The 23,788-nt window shown below is 46.4% G+C and carries 26 protein-coding genes; 21 read left to right on the top strand and 5 right to left on the bottom strand.

What is annotated here, in order from left to right; translation table 11 throughout:
- Window positions 1–110: 110 nt before the first annotated feature.
- Together KTG12_RS19745 and KTG12_RS21970 are read right to left on the bottom strand one after the other, a co-directional pair.
- Window positions 111–1,340 (bottom strand): IS256 family transposase, encoded by a 1,230-nt coding sequence (locus KTG12_RS19745; protein WP_017141206.1) that lies wholly within the window; start codon window positions 1,338–1,340, stop codon window positions 111–113.
- A 400-nt stretch (window positions 1,341–1,740) separates the two neighbouring features.
- On the bottom strand, window positions 1,741–2,043 hold the full coding sequence (locus KTG12_RS21970) for a hypothetical protein (RefSeq protein WP_254189054.1): 303 nt from the start codon (window positions 2,041–2,043) through the stop codon (window positions 1,741–1,743).
- A 70-nt stretch (window positions 2,044–2,113) separates the two neighbouring features.
- Between KTG12_RS21970 and KTG12_RS21965 the strand changes: the two genes are divergently transcribed.
- From KTG12_RS21965 to KTG12_RS19700, 9 genes are all read left to right on the top strand, one after another.
- Complete coding sequence (locus KTG12_RS21965) at window positions 2,114–2,260, top strand: hypothetical protein (RefSeq protein ID WP_254189053.1); 147 nt, start codon at window positions 2,114–2,116, stop codon at window positions 2,258–2,260.
- 48 nt (window positions 2,261–2,308) lie between these two features.
- Complete coding sequence (locus KTG12_RS19735; protein WP_216945525.1) at window positions 2,309–3,346, top strand: ATP/GTP-binding protein; 1,038 nt, start codon at window positions 2,309–2,311, stop codon at window positions 3,344–3,346.
- Window positions 3,339–3,890: a hypothetical protein gene (locus KTG12_RS19730; RefSeq protein ID WP_074783570.1), complete on the top strand. Its 552-nt coding sequence runs from the start codon at window positions 3,339–3,341 to the stop codon at window positions 3,888–3,890. The genes KTG12_RS19735 and KTG12_RS19730 overlap by 8 nt, the downstream gene beginning before the upstream one ends.
- A gap of 318 nt (window positions 3,891–4,208) precedes the next feature.
- Window positions 4,209–5,189, top strand: a complete 981-nt coding sequence (locus KTG12_RS19725) for a hypothetical protein (RefSeq protein WP_005942708.1) — start codon at window positions 4,209–4,211, stop codon at window positions 5,187–5,189.
- A 493-nt stretch (window positions 5,190–5,682) separates the two neighbouring features.
- On the top strand, window positions 5,683–6,303 hold the full coding sequence (locus tag KTG12_RS19720) for a TetR/AcrR family transcriptional regulator (RefSeq protein WP_005942707.1): 621 nt from the start codon (window positions 5,683–5,685) through the stop codon (window positions 6,301–6,303).
- Between the two features lie 4 nt (window positions 6,304–6,307).
- Window positions 6,308–7,447, top strand: coding sequence for a StlD/DarB family beta-ketosynthase (locus KTG12_RS19715; protein WP_005942704.1), 1,140 nt, complete (start codon window positions 6,308–6,310; stop codon window positions 7,445–7,447).
- Between the two features lie 239 nt (window positions 7,448–7,686).
- The gene (locus KTG12_RS19710; RefSeq protein WP_005942701.1) at window positions 7,687–8,211 is read left to right on the top strand and encodes a TetR/AcrR family transcriptional regulator; all 525 of its coding nucleotides are present in this window, start codon (window positions 7,687–7,689) and stop codon (window positions 8,209–8,211) included.
- A gap of 224 nt (window positions 8,212–8,435) precedes the next feature.
- Window positions 8,436–10,757 carry a hybrid sensor histidine kinase/response regulator gene (locus tag KTG12_RS19705; RefSeq protein WP_005942698.1) on the top strand — a complete coding sequence of 774 codons (2,322 nt, stop codon included), beginning with the start codon at window positions 8,436–8,438 and terminating at the stop codon, window positions 10,755–10,757.
- Window positions 10,738–12,057 carry a sigma-54 dependent transcriptional regulator gene (locus KTG12_RS19700; protein WP_005942696.1) on the top strand — a complete coding sequence of 440 codons (1,320 nt, stop codon included), beginning with the start codon at window positions 10,738–10,740 and terminating at the stop codon, window positions 12,055–12,057. The genes KTG12_RS19705 and KTG12_RS19700 overlap by 20 nt, the downstream gene beginning before the upstream one ends.
- A 186-nt stretch (window positions 12,058–12,243) precedes the next feature.
- Here KTG12_RS19700 and KTG12_RS19695 read toward each other — a convergent pair whose 3' ends face one another.
- Window positions 12,244–12,591, bottom strand: coding sequence for a hypothetical protein (locus KTG12_RS19695; RefSeq protein WP_005942693.1), 348 nt, complete (start codon window positions 12,589–12,591; stop codon window positions 12,244–12,246).
- 95 nt (window positions 12,592–12,686) lie between these two features.
- On the opposite strand from KTG12_RS19695, the gene KTG12_RS19690 reads away from it, so the two are divergent.
- The 10 genes from KTG12_RS19690 (at window position 12,687) to KTG12_RS19645 (ending at window position 21,322) form a co-directional block, all read left to right on the top strand.
- Window positions 12,687–14,519, top strand: coding sequence for a DUF3945 domain-containing protein (locus KTG12_RS19690; protein WP_005942690.1), 1,833 nt, complete (start codon window positions 12,687–12,689; stop codon window positions 14,517–14,519).
- 53 nt (window positions 14,520–14,572) lie between these two features.
- Window positions 14,573–14,848, top strand: coding sequence for a DUF4099 domain-containing protein (locus tag KTG12_RS19685; RefSeq protein ID WP_005942686.1), 276 nt, complete (start codon window positions 14,573–14,575; stop codon window positions 14,846–14,848).
- Window positions 14,849–14,920: 72 nt separating this feature from the next.
- A complete protein-coding gene (locus KTG12_RS19680) occupies window positions 14,921–16,693 on the top strand; it encodes a DNA topoisomerase (protein ID WP_216945524.1) in 1,773 nt (590 codons plus the stop codon).
- 299 nt (window positions 16,694–16,992) lie between these two features.
- Complete coding sequence (locus KTG12_RS19675; protein WP_005942681.1) at window positions 16,993–17,205, top strand: hypothetical protein; 213 nt, start codon at window positions 16,993–16,995, stop codon at window positions 17,203–17,205.
- An 18-nt stretch (window positions 17,206–17,223) separates the two neighbouring features.
- On the top strand, window positions 17,224–17,433 hold the full coding sequence (locus KTG12_RS19670) for a hypothetical protein (protein WP_005942679.1): 210 nt from the start codon (window positions 17,224–17,226) through the stop codon (window positions 17,431–17,433).
- A gap of 19 nt (window positions 17,434–17,452) precedes the next feature.
- On the top strand, window positions 17,453–18,433 hold the full coding sequence (locus tag KTG12_RS19665; protein WP_005942677.1) for a PRTRC system protein E: 981 nt from the start codon (window positions 17,453–17,455) through the stop codon (window positions 18,431–18,433).
- Window positions 18,434–18,454: 21 nt separating this feature from the next.
- Complete coding sequence (locus tag KTG12_RS19660) at window positions 18,455–18,676, top strand: PRTRC system protein C (protein ID WP_005942675.1); 222 nt, start codon at window positions 18,455–18,457, stop codon at window positions 18,674–18,676.
- Window positions 18,677–18,712: 36 nt separating this feature from the next.
- A complete protein-coding gene (locus tag KTG12_RS19655) occupies window positions 18,713–19,822 on the top strand; it encodes a hypothetical protein (protein ID WP_216945523.1) in 1,110 nt (369 codons plus the stop codon).
- Window positions 19,823–19,832: 10 nt separating this feature from the next.
- Window positions 19,833–20,534, top strand: a complete 702-nt coding sequence (locus tag KTG12_RS19650) for a prokaryotic E2 ligase family D protein (protein ID WP_033572556.1) — start codon at window positions 19,833–19,835, stop codon at window positions 20,532–20,534.
- A complete protein-coding gene (locus KTG12_RS19645) occupies window positions 20,531–21,322 on the top strand; it encodes a PRTRC system ThiF family protein (protein WP_055284964.1) in 792 nt (263 codons plus the stop codon). The genes KTG12_RS19650 and KTG12_RS19645 overlap by 4 nt, the downstream gene beginning before the upstream one ends.
- Before the next feature lie 83 nt (window positions 21,323–21,405).
- Here KTG12_RS19645 and KTG12_RS19640 read toward each other — a convergent pair whose 3' ends face one another.
- Window positions 21,406–22,110, bottom strand: a complete 705-nt coding sequence (locus KTG12_RS19640) for an NYN domain-containing protein (protein WP_055284963.1) — start codon at window positions 22,108–22,110, stop codon at window positions 21,406–21,408.
- A 56-nt stretch (window positions 22,111–22,166) separates the two neighbouring features.
- On the bottom strand, window positions 22,167–22,460 hold the full coding sequence (locus KTG12_RS19635) for a helix-turn-helix domain-containing protein (protein WP_055285024.1): 294 nt from the start codon (window positions 22,458–22,460) through the stop codon (window positions 22,167–22,169).
- Between the two features lie 470 nt (window positions 22,461–22,930).
- On the opposite strand from KTG12_RS19635, the gene KTG12_RS19630 reads away from it, so the two are divergent.
- Both KTG12_RS19630 and KTG12_RS19625 read left to right on the top strand, forming a co-directional pair.
- The gene (locus KTG12_RS19630; RefSeq protein WP_055285023.1) at window positions 22,931–23,215 is read left to right on the top strand and encodes a helix-turn-helix domain-containing protein; all 285 of its coding nucleotides are present in this window, start codon (window positions 22,931–22,933) and stop codon (window positions 23,213–23,215) included.
- A gap of 7 nt (window positions 23,216–23,222) precedes the next feature.
- Window positions 23,223–23,525, top strand: a complete 303-nt coding sequence (locus tag KTG12_RS19625) for a helix-turn-helix domain-containing protein (protein ID WP_055284962.1) — start codon at window positions 23,223–23,225, stop codon at window positions 23,523–23,525.
- Window positions 23,526–23,788: the final 263 nt, after the last annotated feature.

Raw genomic sequence — 23,788 nt, 5'->3', positions numbered from 1 at the left:
TGACCTACGACGAGTTGCAGGCCGTCATGAAAAAGAAATTCACCATCCCACGGCTGACACTGTCCAAAATTTTGTGTAAATGGAAACAGGATTCAGCTGTAAGTTTGTTCTTATATCTGGATTCTGTTTTCAAAAATAAGCATAAATTGATTCATAATCAAGCCCCAGTTATGAATCGGCTGTGTCCATTTCTTCTCAATCTCCATAAGTGAAAGATAAACGGTCTTTTTGACTGCATCATCCGAAGGGAATGAAAGCTTTGATTTCGTGTACTTTCTGATTTTTCCGTTCAGGTTTTCAATGAGATTGGTTGTGTAGATTATTTTTCTGATTTCCAGCGGGAACTGGAAGAAAACAGTCAAATCATCCCAGTTGTTTCTCCATGAAAGTATAGCATAAGGATACTTTCCTCCCCATTTCTTTTCCAGATTGTCAAGTTCTGTGGCTGCAACCTCTTTGTTGGGTGCATTATAGATATTCTTCATATCTGCCGTAAACTCTTTCTTATCTTTATAAACCACATATTTACAGGAGTTTCTGATCTGATGTACCACACAGATTTGAGTGGATGACTGAGGGAATATACTGCGGATAGTATCCGTAAATCCATTCAGATTGTCAGTACAGGTAATCAGGATATCCTGCACCCCACGGGCTTTTAAATCAGTCAGGACACCCATCCAGAAAGAAGAGCTTTCCGATTTGCCAACCCACATGCCAAGGACTTCCTTCAGACCGTTCTGTTTCAGTCCGACGCAAAGGTAAACGGTCTTGTTTATGATCTTACCGTTATCCCGTACCTTGAAGACAATACCATCCATCCAGACTATCAGGTAAACAGGATCAAGGGGACGGTTCTGCCACTCCTGGGCAGCCTGATTGACCTTGTTGGTAATGATGGAAATGGCAGATGTAGAGAGCTCTATTTCATAAATCTCACGCATCTCTTCCTCTATGTCAGAAACGCTCATTCCTTTGGCATATAGGGAGATAACGAGCTTTTCTATAGAAAGTCCACGGCTTTCATGTTTAGGCACTGCTATCGGCTCAAACTGGCCGTTACGGTCACGTGGAATAGAAATGACAGACTCTCCATGTTCGGTTTGGATTTTCTTCGGATAACTGCCATTTCGGGAGTTGCCAGTGTTATTTCCTATCACAGAATTCTTTTCATATCCCAAATGGGCATCCATTTCACCTTCAAGCATCTTTTCCAATACTTGGGCATGCAACTGCTTCAGAAACTTGCTCACATCGGCTTCTGTCTTGAACTGACTGATAAACTTGCTTAAAACCTCATCAGGCACTACTTGATTCTTTTCTTTCATAAGCTTCTTCATTTTGCAAATGTATAAAATAAAAAATACGAGACTCATTTCTGAATCCCGTATTTCCATTTACACAAAATATTTTATAGTGCCCTTATCTAAAACATTGCATAATGCACATAACAGGATATGAGTTTTTGGGCAGCTTACTATCCTTATTAAAAAATAAACCAAGGCTGTACAAAACATCAGCCCACATCACTCAACTCATGGTCTAAATCAAACCTCAACATATAAAAACATTATCCACATAACCAAAACACCTGTTCCGCTGAGCGATTCTGAACTTTTTAATGCCTTTCTTCCATAGGTCATCCGAAAAATAACGCCTGCTTTTCCTATTCTTTTTATACGTTTTATAATCCAATCCTTTGTCCGTTGCTATGGCATTCCAATCCAATTCTTCAATTTTTTAGAATGAATCAATAAACTCGTTTTGGTTCTCATCGTCAATAAGGGCAAATCCATGAGTGTCATCAACAAGGCTGAAATCAAATTTCCCGCCACTGAAACGGATCGTGATATACTTCTTGAAAGGCAATTCGCCTCTTTCAAACAAGATGGAATACAATTGCTTCTCCTTCCATATATTCCCCACCGGAATAGCAACTCCGTCTTTGGTTACAACAACCGGATGCTTCTCATACAAGGAGCGTATAAACGACAGAAGGCAGACCGCACGGGCGGTAGCTTCGGCAACGGAACTGCCGGACACATCCGCTTCATCTGCCGGATAATACGCATTCGATTCCTGCTGGGATGCATCGTCCTAAAACGGATTACAGATGGCACGTGCCAATGTACTCTTGTACCGTTTCGCTTCGTTTATGATACGGGCTTCCGGTGCTGTCAGCAAATCATTGATAGTTCTAAAACATAAGCCTAATAATCATAACTTTTTTAAAACCGAGTTTGTCGCTTCCGTTTTTTAAATTACCTTTGTAGTTACTTAGTATATTAGTATAAATGAAACATATTCAATGATTAACAGCATATTATTAACTGATTTTACAGGCTTTGCAAATACCCGGTTTGATTTCACCAAAGGGATAAACGTCCTTATTGGCAAGAATGGTACGGGCAAGACGCACGTTCTCAAATGCTTGGCGGCAACTTTGCAGGCACGCCATGACTTCCTCGGCAAGAACTCAGCTTCCAAGGAACAGTTTGAGTATATCTTGGCGGAAGACATGATATTTTATTTCAAGCCGGATGTCATAGGCAACCTGGTCAACAAGGGAGTGCCTTCAGGCAGGGCGAACATTACAGTCACGATAGACGGCAAACTGTTGCAATACAGCTTCTCATCCGCTTCCAAAACAACTGTAAAATTAGAAACGGACGAAAAGTGGGACGACCGCCACTTTATCTATATTCCCCCACGTGAGATGTTCTCTTTGTTCGAAGGCTTTATCGGTTTGAGCAGTAAACGTGAAATCTCATTTGATCAAACGTATATCAATCTGGCGCACGCGTTGTCACTCCCCATATTGCGTGAGTCGGAAGACAATCCGTTGAAACCGGCTATCGAGTTGCTGGAGCAGGAATTGCAGTTCAAGGTTTTGCAGATGAACGGACGTTTCTATATACAGACAGAAAAAGGGAACATGGAAGCGCACTTGGTGGCGGAAGGACTCCGCAAGCTGGCTTCCATCTTGTACCTCATACTGAATGGGGAAATCAATGCGGACACCGTTCTGTTTTGGGATGAGCCGGAAGCCAATTTGAACCCGGCTCTTATCAAGGTAGTGGCAAAGTTCATTCGTGTGCTTCAGGAATGCGGCTTGCAGATTTTCATCGCCACTCACGACTACCTGCTTACACATACGCTTTCTCTCTATTCCGAATATAAGGAGCACACGAACATATCCGTCAAGTTCTTCGGCTTGAAAAAAGAAGATAAGGGAATCATGGTAGAGGAAAGCGACACCTTGGCAGGCATACGGAACAATCCGATATTGGAGGAATATGCGGCATTTTACGATTTGGAACAGCAATTCATCAGCAGATATGAGTGATTTTCAGGAAAGCGGTATAAGCTTCAAATTCAGCTCTCCCAAATGGGCTGTTGTCAAGTACGATGAACATTTGGCACACAAAAAGGTAAGCAATGCCTTGCAACCTACCAAGGCGGTGGACTTCTTGGGCATTCACGATAATAGACAGCTGTTTCTGGTCGAGGTAAAGAATTACAGGGGGCATACGCACGATGCGGAAACTCAAGAGGTTCTTCAGGCAAAAGGCGACGAATTGATGCGCAGGATTGCTGTCAAAGTCAGGGACACGATTGCCACGGCAACCAATGCGGCACGTTTCTCAACCAACGATGAAGATTTTTTTACCTTGATTAACCGGTTGCTGCTTGACGGGCAGAAAAAGATAGTCATCATTGCCTGTATAGAACTGGATGTGGCAGATGAAAAAGGACATAAGGTCCGTATGAGTATTTGGATGCAAAAACTAAAGCAAAAGTTGTCTTGGTTACATGCCGCTAAAATTTCCATCAATCCGGTTGAAAATATTTCCGATGTATTACCGGATACGGAAATCTCGTTCTTATAGTCTCCCGTCAGATTCTGGTATCCTTTGCCACCGTTCTTTTATGCTCCCTTTTTATTGCGGATTGATTGCATAGCCTGTTTATGTATTGTTTTCTGAAAAATAAATCCTGTATTTTCCTCTTGTTTAAAGGGAAAAAGATATATTTGCAAAAACAGACCCGTTAATCGGTTTGTTGCCGAACGGAAAGTGTTTGCTCGAATGAAAAAGAATATATTATTGAGGTTGCAGTGATTTTCGGCGAAAAACGGAACTCCGGTACGAAACTTGATGCCTACATTTGCACTGTTAACAAAATGTTTCACTTAAAATCAATTGTTTATGGACTATACCCAAAAGATTAAGTTGCTGAACGAACTGATGCTCAATGCAACGCCGCAAAATGTAGATTTCACGCCGCAAAATGGCAATTATTGTGTGACGCTGATAGCTACGCGGCCTGTTCACACCTGGGGATATCAAAAACGTAATTTCAAGATTAAGGGACGGCTGGAAGAAGGCAAGACAATCTCTGCCGACTTGATAGCGGAAAATGAAATGCTTTTTGGAGTGGAAAATCTGCCTTACGTGGCACACGAGAGTGACCGTACCCCTATCTTCAAGATTATTCGTGCTTCCATTTTCTGCGCTTATGCGGGTTTGCAGCTTACGGACCTGCATCGGGGAATGCGGAAGATTGCCTGGTCAGATTATCCTTTCAAAAAATCGGATAAGGAAGAACAGGCAAAAGCGGAAATCAGATTCATGAAAAGGCTGGCATCGGTAATGACTGTTCCGGATCACTGTATGATAGGACGTTCCGTGGTGACCCATCTCACTTCCACCCGTTTGCGGGATGTTATACTGTACAACAAAGAGTACGAACCATCCTTATATGAAAAGATAAAGGATTCCATTGAATCCTTGTCTCACTTCATTCCGGCAAAAGACCATGCCGACAATGTGGTTCCCGATGTGTTTGTCTCCCAACAGGATTGGGAAAATCCCCGTGACACTTATGGGCATCAGGTCGTCATACTCAACGCCAAAAGCAAAAGGAAAGAGCAGTTCTGGTGGGATTACCTGAAACTCAATATTTTCTTGAGCGATTTGGAGTATTATTTCGGTTACTATATCTTGATGAACCGCTGGCAGATTCCGATGATCCAAAAGTGGATTGCCGAATACCGTGAAAAAGGTCTCTTCGAGTCCCAGCGTGCGAAAGATTATCTTTTGTTCTATTTGAAAGCCGGAGAAAAGACACCGGTTCGTGTCTTGAACTCCCAAGGAATACAAGTCAAAGTCAAGATGATTCCAAGATAAACAAGTAGCACACTGCCTCTTATTGGGAAAAGTCAAACATACATTGCTATCAGTATTTCTCTGCCGACAGTAATGTACAAATGTATATTTGATTTTTCCCTTTGTTTTTATGGGAGATATTTATATTTTTGCGCTTAAAAAATACCGTACGGTCGGTATTTTTTAAGCGCAAAAATATAAATATGGAATTGATTACTGGAAAATGGAGTAAAAGACATAGAGGAACATCTCTGTTTGAAATTCCACTTTCTGTTTGGGTTCCTCTATGTCGAACAAACCGACTAATCGGCTTATTTGAAAACAAATATAGCCAAAAAATAATATATGTATAAGAAAAAAGGGAAAAAGGCATCGTTCGTATTTATTTCATAAACGGAAATTTATAGTCATAAATGATTTAAGGATAATTGGGTAGGACATATTTAATAATGCTAAAAATGAACGTGTTTTCACTCAAAAGACCTACTTTTGTATGATACTAAAAAACAAGGTTATGAAAGGAGTAAAAGGCTCAGAAACAAAAAGATTAATCAGGGAAGCTGCATACAAACAGTTTCTGACAAAAGATTACAACACAGTTCCCCTGAAGGAAATAGAAAAAAGTCTGAATTTATCAAGAGGATGTATGTCGTATCATTATCCAAGCAAACAGGAACTGTTCATTGATGTAATCGATTTTTACATTTTCCACAAACAAGATGCCAAAAATAAGTTCAAGGATATATCTCATACCTCTCTGCTTGAATTTATTGATTATTACATAAAGAGGGTGGAGGAAACGATGGATGCAATGAAAGTCTATCTCATAGAAAAAGAGAAGACCAATATTACACGTGCATATCTTAACTTGATTTTGCAGGCAGAATATTTCTATCCGGGATTTAACGGGGCTTTCAACGAAATAACAAATAAGGAAATAAAATTGTGGGAAAGAATATTTGTGAGAGCTGTTGAAACCAAAGAAATAAGATCCGATGTTAATCCTTCTATATTGGCCTTGACATTTCGAATCCTGCTGTTTGGGAAATGTTTTCAAGATGCATTGGTGAATGGATTGCGAATAGAAGAACTGAAAGCAGTTCTTTATAATCAATATGAACTAATTAAAAATTGAACTAATGAAGAAAGATGTTTTTATTACTGGGCTGGCAAGCTTCTTTCCGAACTCTCCTGTTTCCAATGATGAAATGGAAGAGTTTTTGGGTCTCATTTCTGGAAAACATTCCAAAGTGCAACGAATAGTTTTAAAGCAAAATGGTATCAAACGGCGATACTATGCCTTAAACAAAAATCAGAAAATCACCCATACAAATGCGGAAATGGCGATGCTGGCTATACGAAAGTTGCTGGCATTAACCGATAAGGGTCAGAAGGATATTGAGTTGCTTGCTTGTGCTACTGCTACTCCTGACCAGATTCTACCTTCCCATGCGTCTATGGTACATGGGCTTTGGGAAGAGCCTGTTGAAATATTCTCTTCTGCCGGAGTTTGTCTGTCTTGTCTGCAAGCATTGAAAATAGCTTATCTGAGTATAGCCGCATCAGAAAAACAGAATGCAATATGTAGTACATCTGAATTGGTGTCAGCCATGCTTTTGTCCAAAAACTTCGACATCGAATATGAAAGATGCTGCAATTTGGGCACCAATCCATATATGGCTTTGGAAAAGGACTTCCTGCGCTTTATGTTAAGCGATGGTGCGAGTTGTGCGTTATTGGAAAATCATCCGGGAGAAAAAGGCGTATCTTTAAAGATTGAATGGATAGAAATGGATTCGTATGCCAATGAAACGCCTACCTGTATGTTCGCCGGAGCTGTCCGGAGAGAGGACGGCGAACTGAAAAGCTGGAAATCTTTCGAAAGTCAGGGATTGGTCAATGAGTCCCTCATGGTTATCAAACAGGATATTAAACTTTTAGGAACGAAGTTGATGCCTTTATGGATTAGACATATTAAATCATGCTTGAATAAACATGGTATGAGTTCTGAAGATGTGGATTATGTAATACCTCACTCTTCGTCAATGGTTATTTATAACAATCTCATAGAAGCGATGAAAAACGAAAGTTTTGAATTGTACAAAAAAGAGTGGTTTACCAATCTTACCTGGGTGGGAAACATCGGATCGTCAGCGATACTGGCTGCCTTGGATGAATTTAGTTCTACCCGTAAACTCAAATCCGGAGAAAAAATATTACTGCTTGTTCCTGAAAGTGGGCGTTTTTCTTATGGAACTGTATTATTAAGTGTGGTTTAAGTTTGGAAATAAACGATAAATAGCGTATTTTTGCGCAGATAAAAACGACATAGTATAGTATCATATATCATCTTTCAAACGAAAAGTGGAAAATTTCAAAGAGATAAGATGGAATATGACAGCTTGCGCTATATTAAGATATATAGCACAGGTGCGTCAGCTTCATCTCTAGGCATTCCACTGCCACGTTTGGGTTGTTGATTGCATCTGTGCTATTTCTTCTGTAATATAGCTGTAAGATGAACCCGAACTTGAAACAAAGGATTATTAAGGAGGCGTATAGGTTATTCATCGCGAAAGGTATGAAACAAACTTCATTTTGTGATGTGGCGTTTGCCGTGCATAAATCCAAGGGGGCCGTCATTCATTATTTCCCTTCCAAAAGATTGTTGGTGGACGCGGTTGTGAAAATGTGTTTTTTTCCTGCATCCCAACTTCCAACCGAAATAGGCTCAGCAGTAGAAAAGAATTGGGATGAGTTTCTAAGGCTGTACCGGAATCCGATAGAACGGGTGATAAACAGTTTTCCTGAACAATTGAATGGTAATGGCTTGATGCATTATATGCAGTTTGTATCTTCCGCCCACGAGTATATGGACGATTTTTCTCAAATGTACCAGGAACTTTTTGCCAAGGAACAGGACTTCCTTTCAAATATGGCTTGCAACCATAAGATGTGTGTAAACGATACTGTGGAATTCAGCAGGCAGATATTGAACACCTCCATCGGTAAGACGTTTTTGGGTATGTTCTTAAAAATGTAATCTCAACGTTTGTATTTCTTTCCCTTTTTTGAGCCATAACATTGGCCTTTAGGCAGATAAGCTGTTAAATATCATTTGCTGAAACAAATTCTCCTTTCATTATTCTTGGAAAAAACTTATCTTTGCAAAACAAACCGACTGGTCGGTTTATTTTGCAAAGGATTTTTAATTGAGTATAACTAATCAGAAAAGGAAGTAGATAATTGAAAAGCTGGAATAAATTGTTGGGACAATCTTTATGTTCGCAACCTCTTCTCGCCCCAATAGCGGTCGGGTACATCACCAAAATTATAATCATAAGCTGTATTGTATACGCCGGTATCCATGAATGGAAAGAGATGAAGGCCCGGGAAGTGGAAGTCCGGGGAATCAACCGTCAGAAACATGACATGAATGATATATATGTGGAAATGCTTAGCCTTTCTTTATTGTGTGAAACCTTCATGGAATGGAACGAGCAGGATTTTCTTACATTCCGCAAACGGAAACAGCATATTGACAGCTTGTTATATGAATTTAACAACAGCAATCCCAACTCACACATGGACAGTATCCGTACTTTATGGAAAGACAAGGAACTGTATATGCAAAAAATCATATCTCTGGTGCATAAACAGGAAGAGGTCAGTCAGGAAATTGCGGCACAAATTCCGGTTATTGCCAGACAAAGTGAACGGGAAACCAATAAAAGGGGGGGATTGCTGAAGAGGCTGTTCAGAAAACGTGATAAGGCGGATTCCCCCTCCACGGCTTCCATGCTTTATGCACTCAACCAAAAGGTAGTGGGCGAACATCAGGCATATACCCGGGAACTGGCTGAGCAGACGAACTATTTAGCCGGAAAGAACAGAATGTTGAACAGGCAGCTACAGCAGATGATTGTACACATGGACAAGGCGGCAAGAACAGAGCTGAAGAAACGGGAAGATAGGATTGCAAAGGCTGAGAAACAATCATTTGCCGTAGTCATTGGTTTGACGGCATTCATGATACTGTTATTAGTAGGGTCTTATCTGGTTATACACAGGTATATGATACGCATAAACCGCTATAAAAGAAGATTGGAGGATACGGTCCGGCAGTTGAGGCAGACTGTCGTTGAAAACAAGAAGCTGATTGAAGCAAGAAAAAAAATCATGCTGGCGGTGACGCACGATTTACGTTCTCCGCTTGCCACCATCAGCAGCTATGCGGAATTGCTTGCCACGGAGAGGAGGACGTTGAAACGTAAGGAGTATAACCAAAATATACGGCAGGTGGCAGAATATATGGCTTCCATGCTGAATGCCCTGCTGGGATTTTTCCGTTTGGAAAGCGGCAAGGAAAAAGCCAGTCCCGCCCCGTTCAGGTTATGCTCTGTCATTGAAGTATTGGAAACGGATTTCCTGCCGTTGGCGGCAGGAAAGAACTTGTCCTTAAACATGGAAAGTGCCGGGGATGCGGTTGTTGTCGGGGATAAAAAAAGAATAATCCAGATAGGGAGCAACCTGTTGTCAAATGCGATTAAATTTACAGAACAGGGAACGGTGACATTACGTACGCGATTTGAAAAAGGGATATTGGCGCTTACGGTGGAAGATACCGGAACCGGTATGGATGACGAGGAGCAGGCGCGTATTTTTACGGCATTCGAACGGCTTCCCAACGCGATTGCGGAAGAAGGGGTCGGCCTTGGGCTTTCAATAGTCAAAAGCCTGGTCGAGTTGCTGGAAGGCAGGATAGAGCTGACAAGCCGGAAAGGTGTAGGCAGCCGTTTTACTGTCTACTTGCCCTTGCCTGTGGCAGAGGAAAGTGTGAACGGCAACGACAAGGACAGGATTCCCATACAGCCGTTTACGGTTCTGGTATTGGACAATGACACCGTCTTGTTGGCTGCGATCAGGGAAATGTTCGCGCATCATGGAGTCACTTGTACGGTATGTGAGAATACACGTGACTTGATGGAACATGTACGTTGCCAAAGCTATGACCTGTTGATTACGGATTTGAAAATGCCACAGATGAACGGGTTTGAGGTGCTGAAACTCCTGCGCATGGCAAAAGTGGGAAATTCAAGGAGCATTCCGGTCATAGCGGCAACCGCTTCGGGGAGCTGCAAGGCGGAAGACCTGCGTGAGGCGGGGTTTTCGGCTTGTTTGAAAAAACCGTTTTCGGCTGAGGAATTGTTGCAGGTATGCGCAGAATGCTTAGGAAACGAAAGGCAGTTGGAACAAATTGATTTCCATACTCTGTTGGAGCATGGAGACAAAAAGGCGATGCTTGATACCTTGATTGAGGAAACCGCAAAGGATATGGAGGCGGTGGCTGAGAGTGCGGAAAAGAATGATCACGAGGCACTGAAGGAGTGGGTACACCATCTGACATGCTCATGGGAGATTATTCATGCCGGTAAACCGCTACGTGAATTGTTTGCGCTGCTTCAGGGTTCCGGGGAGCTTTCGGTTGAAGAATTGAAACGGACTGTTCAAAAAGTATTGGATAAAGGAAAAGAAATAATTTATTTGGCACAACAGGCAAAGAAAATCTATGAAAGTGATTGTTATTGAGGATAATATCTTGTTCTGTGACTATATCTGTAGTCTTTTGCAAAAGGCGGACTTTAAGACAATGAAGGCACACGGGCTGGCACAGGCAAAAAAAATGATTAGGGGTTCCATCCATGAGGATGATATGGTATTGGCGGATTTAAGGTTGCCGGACGGGGAAAGTACCGCCTTGTTGAAATGGATGAGGGATAACGGGTACATGCATCCGTTCATAATGATGACCAACTATGAGGAGATACATTCTGCCGTCCATGCCATGAAATTAGGTGCGGAGGATTTTATCCTCAAACCACTGGTTGAAGACAAGCTGTTACCCGCCATAAGAAAGATAAAAGCGGCAAACGATACTTTTTCCAAAGTGATTTACGAACGCAGGAGTGCCTCTTTTTGCGAATTGAACCAATATATCCACCTGGTTGCACCAACAGACATGACAGTGTTGATACTGGGGAACACGGGAACCGGAAAAGAACATCTGGCAAATAAGATACACAGGAGGAGTCTCAGAGCCAACAAACCGTATATTAAGGTTGACTGTGGCAGTTTGTCCAAAGATCTGGCCGCTTCCGCCTTTTTCGGCCATGTCAAGGGAGCCTTCACAGGGGCTACCGAGGAAAAGGCGGGGTATTTCCTGGAAGCGCAGGGAGGCACCTTGTTCATGGACGAAGTGGAGAATCTCTCAATAGAGACACAACGGATGTTGTTGCGTGCCATGGAGGAACGGAGCTATCGTCCGGTGGGCGGGAAACAGGACAGGCGGATGGATGTGCGTATCATCGCGGCAACCAACGAGGACTTGTTCCAGGCGGTGGCCGAGAAACGTTTCCGCAAAGACTTGTTGTATCGTTTCCATGACTTTACGATTACCGTACCTGCGCTGCAAAATTGTTTGGAAGACATACTTCCCCTGGCGGATTTTTTCAGGGAACAGTCTTGTGCGGAACTCCGGAAAGAGGTGGTGGGTTTTGACGGACCGGCAAAAGAAATGCTGTTGGGGTATAGCTGGCCGGGAAATGTCAGGCAGTTGAAACAGGTTGTTTATGCGGCGGTATTGATATGCAAAGGAAATTTGATAACTCCCGATTTTTTACGGTTGAAACAGACGGAAACGGATGCTCCGAATTCTGCCAAGAAAAAAAAGATAGACAAATGTTTGCAGAAAGACGAGAAAAGGAACATTGAACAAATCAAGACGGCAATATCCATATCCAAAGGAAACCTGACACAAGCGGCGGCGTTGCTGGGAATAAGCCGCCCCACCCTTTATAAAAAAATGAGCATACATGGTATTAGCAAATAATGTGTTAAGAGGACAGGCGGATGGATATTGCCAGAACAGTTTCCCCCTTCATCAAAGGAAAATCGAATTTGTCTTGCCAGCCGCATTTCCTACACTTTTTTCGTGAAAATTTTCCTTGCGGCTTCGCCGTGGAAAATTTTCACGAAAAAGAATGCGGCGGCAATCCAAATTCGATTTGAGAAACGATTACAGGGGCAAACTGCGACCGACGTGACGCATGGATAAAAAATATCGGATATTGAGGAAGGCATATCTCATACCCCACGAAATCCCACATGTACCGTTCGGGGTATAGGTCTCACAAGAATCTTTTCGCAAAAATAAAAGAAGCCATGAGAAGACAGGGGGCTTCAGCTCCCTCCGCTCTGCATGGTTCCGCATTGTTTGTTCCGCCTGCTCCTTCTCCTGCCATACATACCGCTTCTCTTTTTTCTTGTCGCATATTTCTTTTTGCCCGGCTTTCCCCCTGTTCGCCGACATTCCACCCTCATCTGAAAACCACTTTTTCGGACATCTGATGACATTTGATGACATCTGATGACACCTTTTTGAAAATCAGCGTTTTATTCAAATTTAGCCTATACATTTGAAGCGTCAAAGCAATTTATTAACCCCTAAAAGGAAAATGTATGGCACAGGAAAAGAACCTGAACGAAAAGCCTAAACGGACCCGAAAACCGAAGGCTAAGAATGATGCACTTCCGGTGGAGCAAATCACCGAACTGATGCTGGTCCATAACAAGAGCGACCCGAAAAATGGTGTGCAGGTGGTCAGCGAGATTGATAAGGACGGGAAAGCAAAAACAGTCCCGGCGGACGAGAAGAATGAGAACTCATTCCTGAAATTCGACAAGAATTCGAGCATTCTCGAAAATTTCATCAAGAATTTCTGGAGCCAGCTCAAGGAACCGACCCATTTCCGCCTTCTCCGCATGACCTTCCACGACTACAAGATGAACAAGCAGGCCATCAAGGACCTGGCGGAAGGAAAACAGACGGACGCGGTGAAAGAGTTCCTCAAGCGCTACGAAATCCGTCCGAGAGAAAACAAGAAGGAACAAAGTGCGAACAGACAAGAAGAGACAACAATGGCAAAAAAAGAAACGCAACCGCAGGAGCCCCTGCAACAGAGTGAGGTACAGCAGGCGGCACAGCAGCAACCGCAAGCACAGCAGCAACCGCAGGAGTCGCAAGGACCGCATTACCGGTATAATGAGAACATGGTCAACTGGGAGGAGTTGGAAAAGGTCGGAATCTCAAAGGCTTCGCTGGAACAGCAGGGACTCCTTGATTCCATGCTGAAGGGCTACAAGACCAACAAGCTGGTGCCCCTGACAATCCATCTTTCCGGTTTGCTGACAGCCAAACTGGATGCAAGGCTCTCACTCATCCCGCAACAGGATGGACAGGTGGGACTGGCCATTCACGGCATACGCAAGGAGCCGCAGTTGGAACGCCCTTATTTCGGATTCAACTTCAGCGAGGAGGACAAGAAGAACCTGCGTGAGAGCGGCAACATGGGGCGTGTGGCGGAACTCAACCTGCGTGGCAGTGAATATACCCCCTGCCTGATCTCCATCGACAAGAACACCAACGAGCTGGTCGCTGTCCGCCAGGAGCATGTCTACATCCCGCAGGAAGTGAGCGGGGTAAGGCTTACGGACGAGGAAATCAGGTTGCTGAAGGAGGGACAGCCCGTCAAGGTGGAGGGCATGACCTCCAAGGCGGGAAAGGGGTTCGACGCCACGCTCCAGTACAGCGCCGAGCGCAGGGGGCTGGAGTTCATCTTCCCGAAAAACCAGATTTTCAACGAGCGTTCCATCGGGGGCGTGCCGCTCTCGCCCACCCAGATAAAGATGCTCAGCGAGGGGCATACCATCCTGGTGGAGGACATGAAGTTCAAGAACAGAAACGGGACATTCTCCTCATTTGTCACGATAGACCAGACAACGGGACGCCCGAACTACACCCGCCACAACCCGGAAACGGGGGAGATCTATATCCCCAAGGAAATATGCAATGTGCAGTTGACACCCGAGGACAAGGAAACCCTGCGCAAGGGACAGGCGGTCTATCTGGAAAACATGATCGGACGTACGGGAGAGGAATTCTCCTCGTTTGTCAAACTGGACATGAATACCGGAAGGACGATGTATTCACGCACGCCGGACGGGTTCAACGAGCAGCAGGCGCCACGCATCCCGGCGGAGGTTTACGGTCATGTGTTCACGGCACAGGAAAGGGCGAACCTTCAGGATGGAAAGACCATCCTTGTCGAAGGGCTGAAAAACAACGGGCAGTCCTTCAGCTCCTACCTGAAAGTCAACCCCTATTCAGGACAGTTGCAATATTTCCAGGAGAATCCGGATATCCGCCGGGATACTTCCCGTCGTGCCGCACAGACGGAGACCGCACAGGGGCAGCAGCAGGAACAGAAGAAAGGCGCTTCACAGGCGGTATAACCCGGCCAAAGGGAAACAGAACGAATTACACAAACCTAAAATCCCCGAATCGTATGAATACGAATCAGAATGCCCGCCACATCTATAAGGCGGAAGACATTGACTGGAACGGTCTGGAGGCCGCCGGCATCAGTAAAAAACAACTGGAAACCAGCGGTGACATGGAACTGTTGCTGCAAGGCAAGGAAACGGAAATCGTCCCGTTGAAACTCCGCACACCGGTCATCAGCCTGACGATGGACGCCACGCTGAAGCTGGTACCTGACGGCAACGGCAGACCGGTCATGGAAATAAACGGTCTCCGTCAGAAGGAGACACCGGAAATTTAACCGGGAAACAACAGGTTTAACCCACGTTCCGTGCCGCCAGAAACGGCACGGAACATCAAAAAGAAAAAGAATATGATAGCGATAGTGACTGACAAGCCCAATGTGGGCAGAGAGATAGCAAGAGTTCTGGGAGCAGACAGAAAAGAGAACGGATACATGACCGGAAACGGATACATGGTGACATGGACATACGGCAACATGCTTTCCCTGGCGATGCCGAAAGATTCCGGTACGTCATGGGTGGAGCGGGAGGACTTCCCCCTGCTGCCCCCTCCTTTCCTGACGGTAAGGCACGTCAAGACGGATACGGGATGGAATCCCGATATCAATGCGGTACTCCAGTTGAAGGTGATAGCCAAGGTGTTCGACGCGTGCGACACCATCATTGCGGCAACCGACGCTTCCCGTGAGGGGGAAATGCTGTTCCGGTATCTTTACCGCTTTCTGGGATGCAAGCACCCCTGCCTCCGCCTGTGGATCTCATCCCTGACGGACGAGGCCATCACCAGAGGCATGGAAAACCTCCGCCCATGCGCCCTGTTCGACAACTTGTTCCTGGCGGCAGACAGCCGCAACAAGGCCGACTGGCTTCTGGGGGTCAATTCAAGCTATGCCGTCTGCAAGGCGGTAGGCTTCGGAAACAATTCGCTGGGCAGGGTGCAGACCCCTGTACTGGCGGCCATAAGCGGACGGTACCGGGAGAGGGAGAACCACATTCCCGCTGACAGCTGGCCCGTGTTCATCAGCCTCTGCAAGAACGGGAAAATAATGAAGATGCGCCACGTGGAAGACTTGGGGAACCGCCGGGACGCCCTGGAACTGTACGAGGACTGCAAGGCGGCAGGGTATGCACGTGTCACGGCTGTCGGCAGCCGGACAGAGGAAATCGGCGCGCCGGCCCTTTATAACCTGACCGAGCTTCAGAAAGATGCGAACCGTTACCATAACCTGACGGCCATACGGGTACAGGAAATCACCCAGAGCCTGTACGAGAAAAAACTGATCTCCTGTCCGCGCACTTCCAGCCGCCTGCTGCCCCGGGATGTGTATGACATGTTACCTCCGGTTATGGAGAAGTTGCTGTCCGGCAAGGATTTCCGCCAATATGCCGGTATGGTTAACCTTACGGCAAGGAAAGGTATGACCGGGACACAGGATACGGCGGAGCACCATGCCATTGTCATCACCGGCGTACAGCCCGGCGAGCTGGACAGGGAGGAAAGGCTGGTTTACACGCTCATTGTCGGCAGGATGCTGGAAACGTTCATGCCACCGTGTAAGGTGGAATACACAACGGTTGAAACGGTATGCGCCGCACGCAAGTTCCGAATCCGTACATACCGTATCCTGGAAACGGGATGGCTCGGTGTTTTCCAGAGGGAACACCTTGTTTCAGAAAACTGTGTCCTCTGCCCCGTTCCACCTGAACTTTTGCGGGAGGAGACGCTGCCGGTGGCGGGATGCAGCCTCATACACAGGAAATCCCTGCCTGTTTCCCCCTATACGGACGAGGAATTGACGGACTATATGGACAAGGCCGGACTGGGAACCGTATCCACACGTACGAACATCATCCGTACGCTTCTGGACCGCAAATACATCCGCTATTCGGGCAGGTACATCATCCCGACCCCCAAAGGCCTTCTTTTATATGAGACGGTACGTGGAATGAAAGTGGCGGAAGCCTCCCTCACCTCCGGTTGGGAAACGGAACTGGTACGCATAGAGCGGGGGGAGCTCACGCAGAAGGAGTTTCTGGACGGCGTGCTGGAAACGGTAAATGAGGTGACCGGAGAGATATTCCGGAACCATCCGGAAGAAGCCCGGCCACATGGCTCCATGTAAGCGGTTGCCGACATGTCAGGGTACAAGAGAGGTGCGGACTAGGGTCCGTGCCTCTCTTTTTATATGTGCAAGATACGTTTTCCGCTTTTAAGCGGCAAAGGTCTTGGATTGCCTCGTTTTTGCCACAAGGCGGCCCCCCTTGGGGGCTTGGTTGGCTAAAAGAAAATCATCCTCGCTTCGCTGCGGTATTTTCTTTTGCCAAGCCTTGCGCAAAAAGGCAATCCAAGGGCCGGAGGCCTATAAAATCGGGAAAACATATCCCGATGGGATTATTTATTCATTCTTAAAAAATTAAAGACATGAAACTGCAACTCATCGAAAACATCTGCAAACAAGTGGTCTCACTGGTTCTGCTTGCAGGAATATGCCTGCTCTACAGCAAAGGTATCATTCCCGTGTATCTGCTCGTCCTGTTCCTTTTGTCGGGAACTCTGGTCAGTCTTATCTTCAGGACATTCACCTTCATCCTGAAAACAATCCTTGTCCTGATTGCCATGGGCATGCTTGTATAATCATTAAATGCTGAAGATATGAGAACTTTTACATTTACCCCGTCGGCTCCGGTCATGCCGGCTGCATGGCCCACCACAAACCGTGTGAGACCTGTAAAAAGACGGATTCCCGATACGACGGACGGACCGAAACGTATCGGCTACTATCTGGAGCCCTTGAAAGGCATCGCATCGAATCCGGACAGGCAGAGAATCCTGAAGGATTTTTTCAAGGAAACCCATGTATAACATTTTAAATTTTACCATTATGTTTTTTCAAGCAATCAACCAAATGATTACAGCAGGCACAGACCTGAGCATCAACATCAGACGAGTAAACAACAACCTGACGGTGGCCGTTGTTCCCAGACGGTCAGGAGTAAAGGATGGGGAACGCATCGTTCCGCTCATCCTGAACGGCACGCCGGAAGAGCTGGACACAGGCTTCCTGCAGGCTGTCGGCACACCTTTACAGAAAGCGCAGGGCATCCTTACCAACCTGGAAACATTCGAGAAGCAGGCGGAACAAGCGGCCTCACAAAGCAAAGCCGCCAGGTCTGCGGTGGAGAAAGAGTCCAAAGAGGTCCGCGAGAAACGGGAAAAGATGGAAAAATTGCTTAAGAAGGCGGAGGATGCCATGACCGGCAAACGCTATTCCGAAGCGTTGATATGGCTCAAGCAGGCAAAGGTGCTGGCACTTCCGGACAAGCAAGCGGAAATCGACGATAAAATGGCGGAAGTGCAGAAAAAGGCATCGGAGGGAAGCCTGTTCGGTATGGAACAACCGCCAATGCCCAAGCCACAGCCGGCTCCACAACAAACTGCATCGCAACCGGTGGCAGCCCCGGCACCGCAATACCGGAGCGGAGAGCAAATCCCGATGTTCTTGACCGAGCAGCCGTCTCCGGTTCCGCAACCCGTCTCACAACCGCAAACGCCTCAACCGGCAGTATATCCCGGACAGCCGCAAACGCAGCCCGTACAATACGCGCAGCCTGCACCACAACCGCAAGGTATCCAGTTCCATCAACCGGTACAGATGCCGCAACCGCAGATAGACGGAAAGCAATGGATGCAACCGGCTCCGTCACAGTATGCACCGGTGCAGGAGGCTGTAATGTACAACTTCGACAAGGACTGCGAGGATGACCGGGAAATGCTCAGGGAAGACCCGTACGCGGAATATCCGGACTTCCCGAAGGAATGCCGCATGACGGACATGGCACAAATGGACATGGTATATTGTTGAACCTTATAAAATAGAAAAATTATGGCACTTGAAATCAAAGGATTACAGAGAATTTTCAAATTCAAGAAGGACTCCAAGGAACTGGTATTGAGCGATCCGGACAGCAGCCTGTCCGTAAACGAGGTGATGGACTTCTACTCCATGACCTATCCCGAACTGACAACGGCGACCGTTCACGGGCCGGAATGGGAGGAGGACAAGGCGGTCTACCGCTTCAAGACAACCATCGGAGTGAAAGGATAAGCGTATGGGCAAGAGAAAGAAAAAGGAGGACAAACCATGCAGACTGCTATCAGAATCAGCCAAGGAAAACCTGGCGGAACTCATTATCCGCTCGGCCGGCCCGTCAGACATCCGAAGAGGAACAGCGGGACAAAAAAGGAGGATACTGCCGCCACCGGGAAGCGTCATGATTTTCTGACAGATAAAATTCCTCCCCTCGCACCGGATTTTTGGCATAAAGACGGATATGACGGTTCCCCGGTCAATCTCACGACACCGGAGAATTTTGACTATCTCTACCAATCGGCATCGAACTATGCCGGACTTATGGGTATAAAGCTCCCTTTCCGATACAGGAAAGGGGGCAGCCCCCGTCTGAAAATCACCGAACTGTACAAGGCGATGGACGAGAGCGTGCCGGAGTGTGTCAATCTGGAAGAGAAAGAAGGAAGGCTCCATTTCTGTCTGTTCCGCCATCACGACTGGCCGGAACCCGAGCTGTTCTGGATTCCCATCGACTTTACGGAACGGCTTCCCGTACCATTGAGGAACATTGTCAGGGAGTTCATCCGGCAATTCGTCCGGCATCACGGAGTCTGCAATGTCACCGAGGCGTTTTGCTATGACTTCGCCATAGAGGAACTGGAAGACTGGGAAAACCGGGATTCCGACGCCTCCCCGAAAGAAATCAGGGCGAACAGGCGGCTGGCGGATTCCTACCAGTCAGGAAAACGGGCGAAAGCACTCAAACGGATGTCGGGAAAACCGTTCTGCAACTCTCTAGAAGAGGCTGCACGGAATTACCGGACAAAAAAAGGGAAGGAACAAAAACTACTGGAATTGATAAGGGAGGGTATGGCACTGATCACCCCGGAAAGCCCGAACCTCACAAATTACCTGTACGATTGGGCGTATGAGGAGGAGCGTGATTTTTACCCGGTGGGAATGGAAAGCCAGGTCATGCTGGTCTACTCTACCCGTGACACGCTGGCTGAATGCATGGAAGGATTTATGAATTCGGACTATCAGGAGACTTATGCCCTTACCCCGGTCACATACAGGTTTCTGACACCGGAAACGGACTGTCTCTTCCAAATGGGCGACTACCCGGAAAAGCTTTCAAAATGGCTGGCACGTTTTACAAAACATATAGCTGACAACTTCTAAAATGAACGATATGAATGAACTGACCAATAAATTACAACAGGTGATGATGCCCAAGGCGGCACTGATCGCGTATGAATACCGTGAGAACCGCTATGGGAACGGAATGCATTACCTCGAACTGCATCCCATCAATGACAGGGGCAGGATGGAGGCTGCCATGCCTGTCACCTATGAGTTCATGGACTCCCTGGTGGAATCCTATACGGATGACAGGCGGAACGTGCCGCACGGGAAAATCCCCGCCAACATGCTGTGGTGTGATACGCGTAAGGGGCACGAGAGGTATATCTGGTACAATCCTCCGGGAAAACGGCAGATGTTCTTTGCCGGAAGCCTGAATATTCCTGACGGGATATTCCATGTGCCCGGCGTGATCTACAAGGTTTCCGGTGGCAGGCTGGACATTTTCTCCTACAAGGGGGAAAAACCGGTGGAAAACAGCCCGCTTTTCCTCGCCCCTTTCTTCAATGTCACGGGCAGCAGTGTTTGTCTGGGAAACGCCGCGTTGCCCCCCCCGGAAGACATGACTTTCTCAAAACTCCTCGAGTATTGGGAAAAACGTTTCTGGCTCAGCGAATTCTCCCATCTGGGAGGAAACAGGAATCCGACCGGAAGCAACCTGGTCTCGGTAACGGAAAAGGCACGCGCCAATCCGTTTGACGAGAACGAACTGAACCCCATGAACAAACAACTTAAAGACTTACTGGCATGAAAAAGATTCATTATACAGACAGATACCTGCTCAATCCCTACCATCCCGTGACCGTCTTCGTAATCGGTGCGGGCGGAACAGGCTCACAGGTGGCCACCGGCCTGGCGCGGATAAGCGTGGCATTACAGGCGCTAGGACATCCGGGACTGCACGTGACGGTCTTCGACCCCGATACCGTCACGGAAGCGAACATCGGACGCCAGTTGTTCAGCGGATCGGAACTCGGATTGAACAAGGCTGTGGCACTTGTGACCCGCATCAACCGTTTTTTCGGCTTCTCGTGGGAGGCAAAAGGGCAGCGTTATCCGCTGAAAGCCTCCGCAGACCGGGAAGAGCCCGCCCTGGCGAACATCATCGTCACCTGCACCGACAACATCCGCTCCCGGATGAACCTCTGGCGGTTCCTGAAGAAACACCGGGAACACACTTCCAACAACGAGCGGTCGCCCATATACTGGATGGACTTCGGCAATGCCCGGACCACCGGACAGGTCCTGATAGGGAACATCCGTGGCAAGATTCTCCAGCCCGTCTCCAACGAATACCTGCCCGTTCCCCGTATGAATGTCATTACCGAAGAGGTACGCTACTCCACCATCAAGGAAAAGGATTCGGGGCCGAGCTGCTCGCTGGCGGAAGCATTGCAGAAGCAGGACCTTTTCATCAATTCCATGCTGGCACAAACCGGCTGCGACATCCTGTGGCGTATGCTCAGGGAAGGAAGGACATTCTACCGGGGAGCCTATCTCAATCTCGATACACTACGGATAAATCCCATTCCGGTATAGACAATGACCGTCAGTTTTCTTTTATGCATTCTTGCCATGTATAAAAGAAAACTGACGGTTCCTGATTGTTTCTGCCGTGCGGTTCAGCCTTTCAGCCGCACGGCACTTGCCACTCCCTTTTCAGTCATGACCAGCTCATACCGGTCCAGCCTTTCATAGAGTTTGCCCAATGTCTTGCATCCATATCTCCTGACCTTGAATTTGGGCATCATTTTTTTTAATGCGCCGCCGATCAGTGAAAGGGGAACCTCCTCTTTGCCGTCAGCCGCCTGCCGGAAAGCCTTGTCGAAATACTCCATGTCCCTTTGGATAAAAAATTCGGGAGTATTGTCCGAAACCTTGTTTTCCTTCCGGTCGGCATACAGGAACACGGAACAGGATCGTACCAATGATACGGGAGTCTTATCCTCCCCATATCCCAGCACCTTCAATCCGGCTTCCCGTATTCGCTGGGCAAGCAGGCTGTAGTCACCATCACTGGCTACCAGACAGAAACAGTCTGCCCGACCGTCACGAAGAATGTCCATCGCGTCTATGACCAGTGCAATATCGGTCGTGTTCTTTCCGGGAGCATGGGAGGAAGCTTGTATGAGCCTGAATCCATGCTCCCGGGCAGTTCCTTTCCATGCGGAAAGCGCTTTTCTCGTCCAATCTCCATAAATTCGTCTCACAACGGCATCCCCATAACGGGAAACAAAACTCATTATATCCTCCATCTTCTCGAAGGAGGTGTTATCCCCGTCAATAAGGACTGCGACGGCATATCTTGAATTGGTATTTGTCTTCATAACAACTGTTTATGAAACAAAGTTAGCATAACTTCCGCATATTGATACTCCCACGCTCATTTTTTCTTTCCGCGTTTCAGCAAGAATTCCTGTATTTCCGAGCTTCTGTAGAAGTTCTTTCCGTTATCGTCCGTCTGGTAATAGCGGATCAGTCCTTTTTCCCGGTAGCGGGCGACTGTCCGCAACGACACGTTGAGCAGCCTGGCTATGTCATAGTTGTCCAAAAGTTCGTCACCGTTCAAGAACTCTTTCACACGTTCCATCCTGTCCAGTTTCTTCTCTATGCGGTCAAAACCTTCCACTATGGTCATTATCATTTTTTCAAGCACTTCATTGTCTATATACATCATGGTATGTATCTCCTGCATTTTAAAGGTTATTACTGAAATACCCTTTCTTGTGCGCACTTTCGAGAGTATATGCCATCTTTAGTGAAAAATCTATGCCGGAGTACCGGTATTAACTTAGTTATATATTACATTCTGCTAAGAATCAAGCAAATAATATTGTTTGATTTTTATCAGTGGATGGTAAGTGTAAAATTTTGAAGTGTAAAATTGTAAAGTCCGTAATGTAAACTTTACAAGTTACAGATACCACCCCGCCTATATTCTTAAAACCGGATAAATTGATGACGCTTCCACACAAGGTATTCAACATATAAAGACTATAATATTTATTTCAGAGCATTTTTCTGAAGTTAGACTCTGCAGCTCTCTGTTACATATGACGTTTAATGACATCTGATGTCTTTTGACGACATCCTTTTGGACATGAATATTCCCTTTCATATTTTCGTATCCGACAAAAAATGAAACTTATGGAGTTTGTATGTATCGAGGCTAAAACATTCATGGAAATGAATGAGGCTCTGGAAGCCGTTGTAAAAAAAATGTGTGAAACATGCGGAAGTGGCATATCCGGTATGGACGACTGGATTGACAACCAGGAGGCTTGTATGCTCATGGACGCCTCTCCCAGAAAGATGTTGCAGCTTCGCAGAAGCAGGGCCATCCCTTACAGTTATATAGACCGTAAGGTGTATTACAAGCGTCAGGATATTATCCGTTTTATGGAAAACAATATTCACCGTATAACCCCTTAAAAGCGAGATGATCCAATCCCTGTTGACCAAAGAAACCCCGGAAATCATTCGTTTTTTCCGGAACATAGGCAGCCTGTCCGAAATGCTGGACAAGCAGGAGGAGAAATTACGTCCGGTTCTGAATGGAGAACGTTACATTACGGACTGTGAGCTTGCCGAACAGTTGAAACTGACACGCAGGACGCTGGCAGAGTACAGGATAAACGGCAAACTGCCTTACTACAAGATAGGAGGCAAATTACTATATAAGGAGAAGGACATCCTTGCTTTGTTGGAAAGAAACAGGGTGGAGGCGTTTGATAACCGGTAATGTCCGTTTGGGAAATATCCGGACTTCAAGTGCTTCCTTATACTGTTCAATGTAAGACATATGAACCAAGGAATCTTTTAAAAACAGATTTTCCTTGCCGGATTTTATTGGGGGGATATATCAGGTTGCGAGACAAAGGTTTTCCACCTTAGAATCAAGCAATGTTCCGCATTTCTATTTCTTACCTGCAAAGGTAGCCTTTTGCCCTTGATCGTGCAAGGCGGTCCTTCGGACTGGTTGGCTGAAAAAATCATCCTCGCTTC

Source organism: Parabacteroides sp. MSK.9.14 (assembly GCF_019041495.1).
GTDB classification, from domain to species: domain Bacteria; phylum Bacteroidota; class Bacteroidia; order Bacteroidales; family Tannerellaceae; genus Parabacteroides; species Parabacteroides merdae.
Note: the sequence above shows the minus strand (reverse complement) of the source record. Positions and strands in the feature narration are given on the sequence as shown.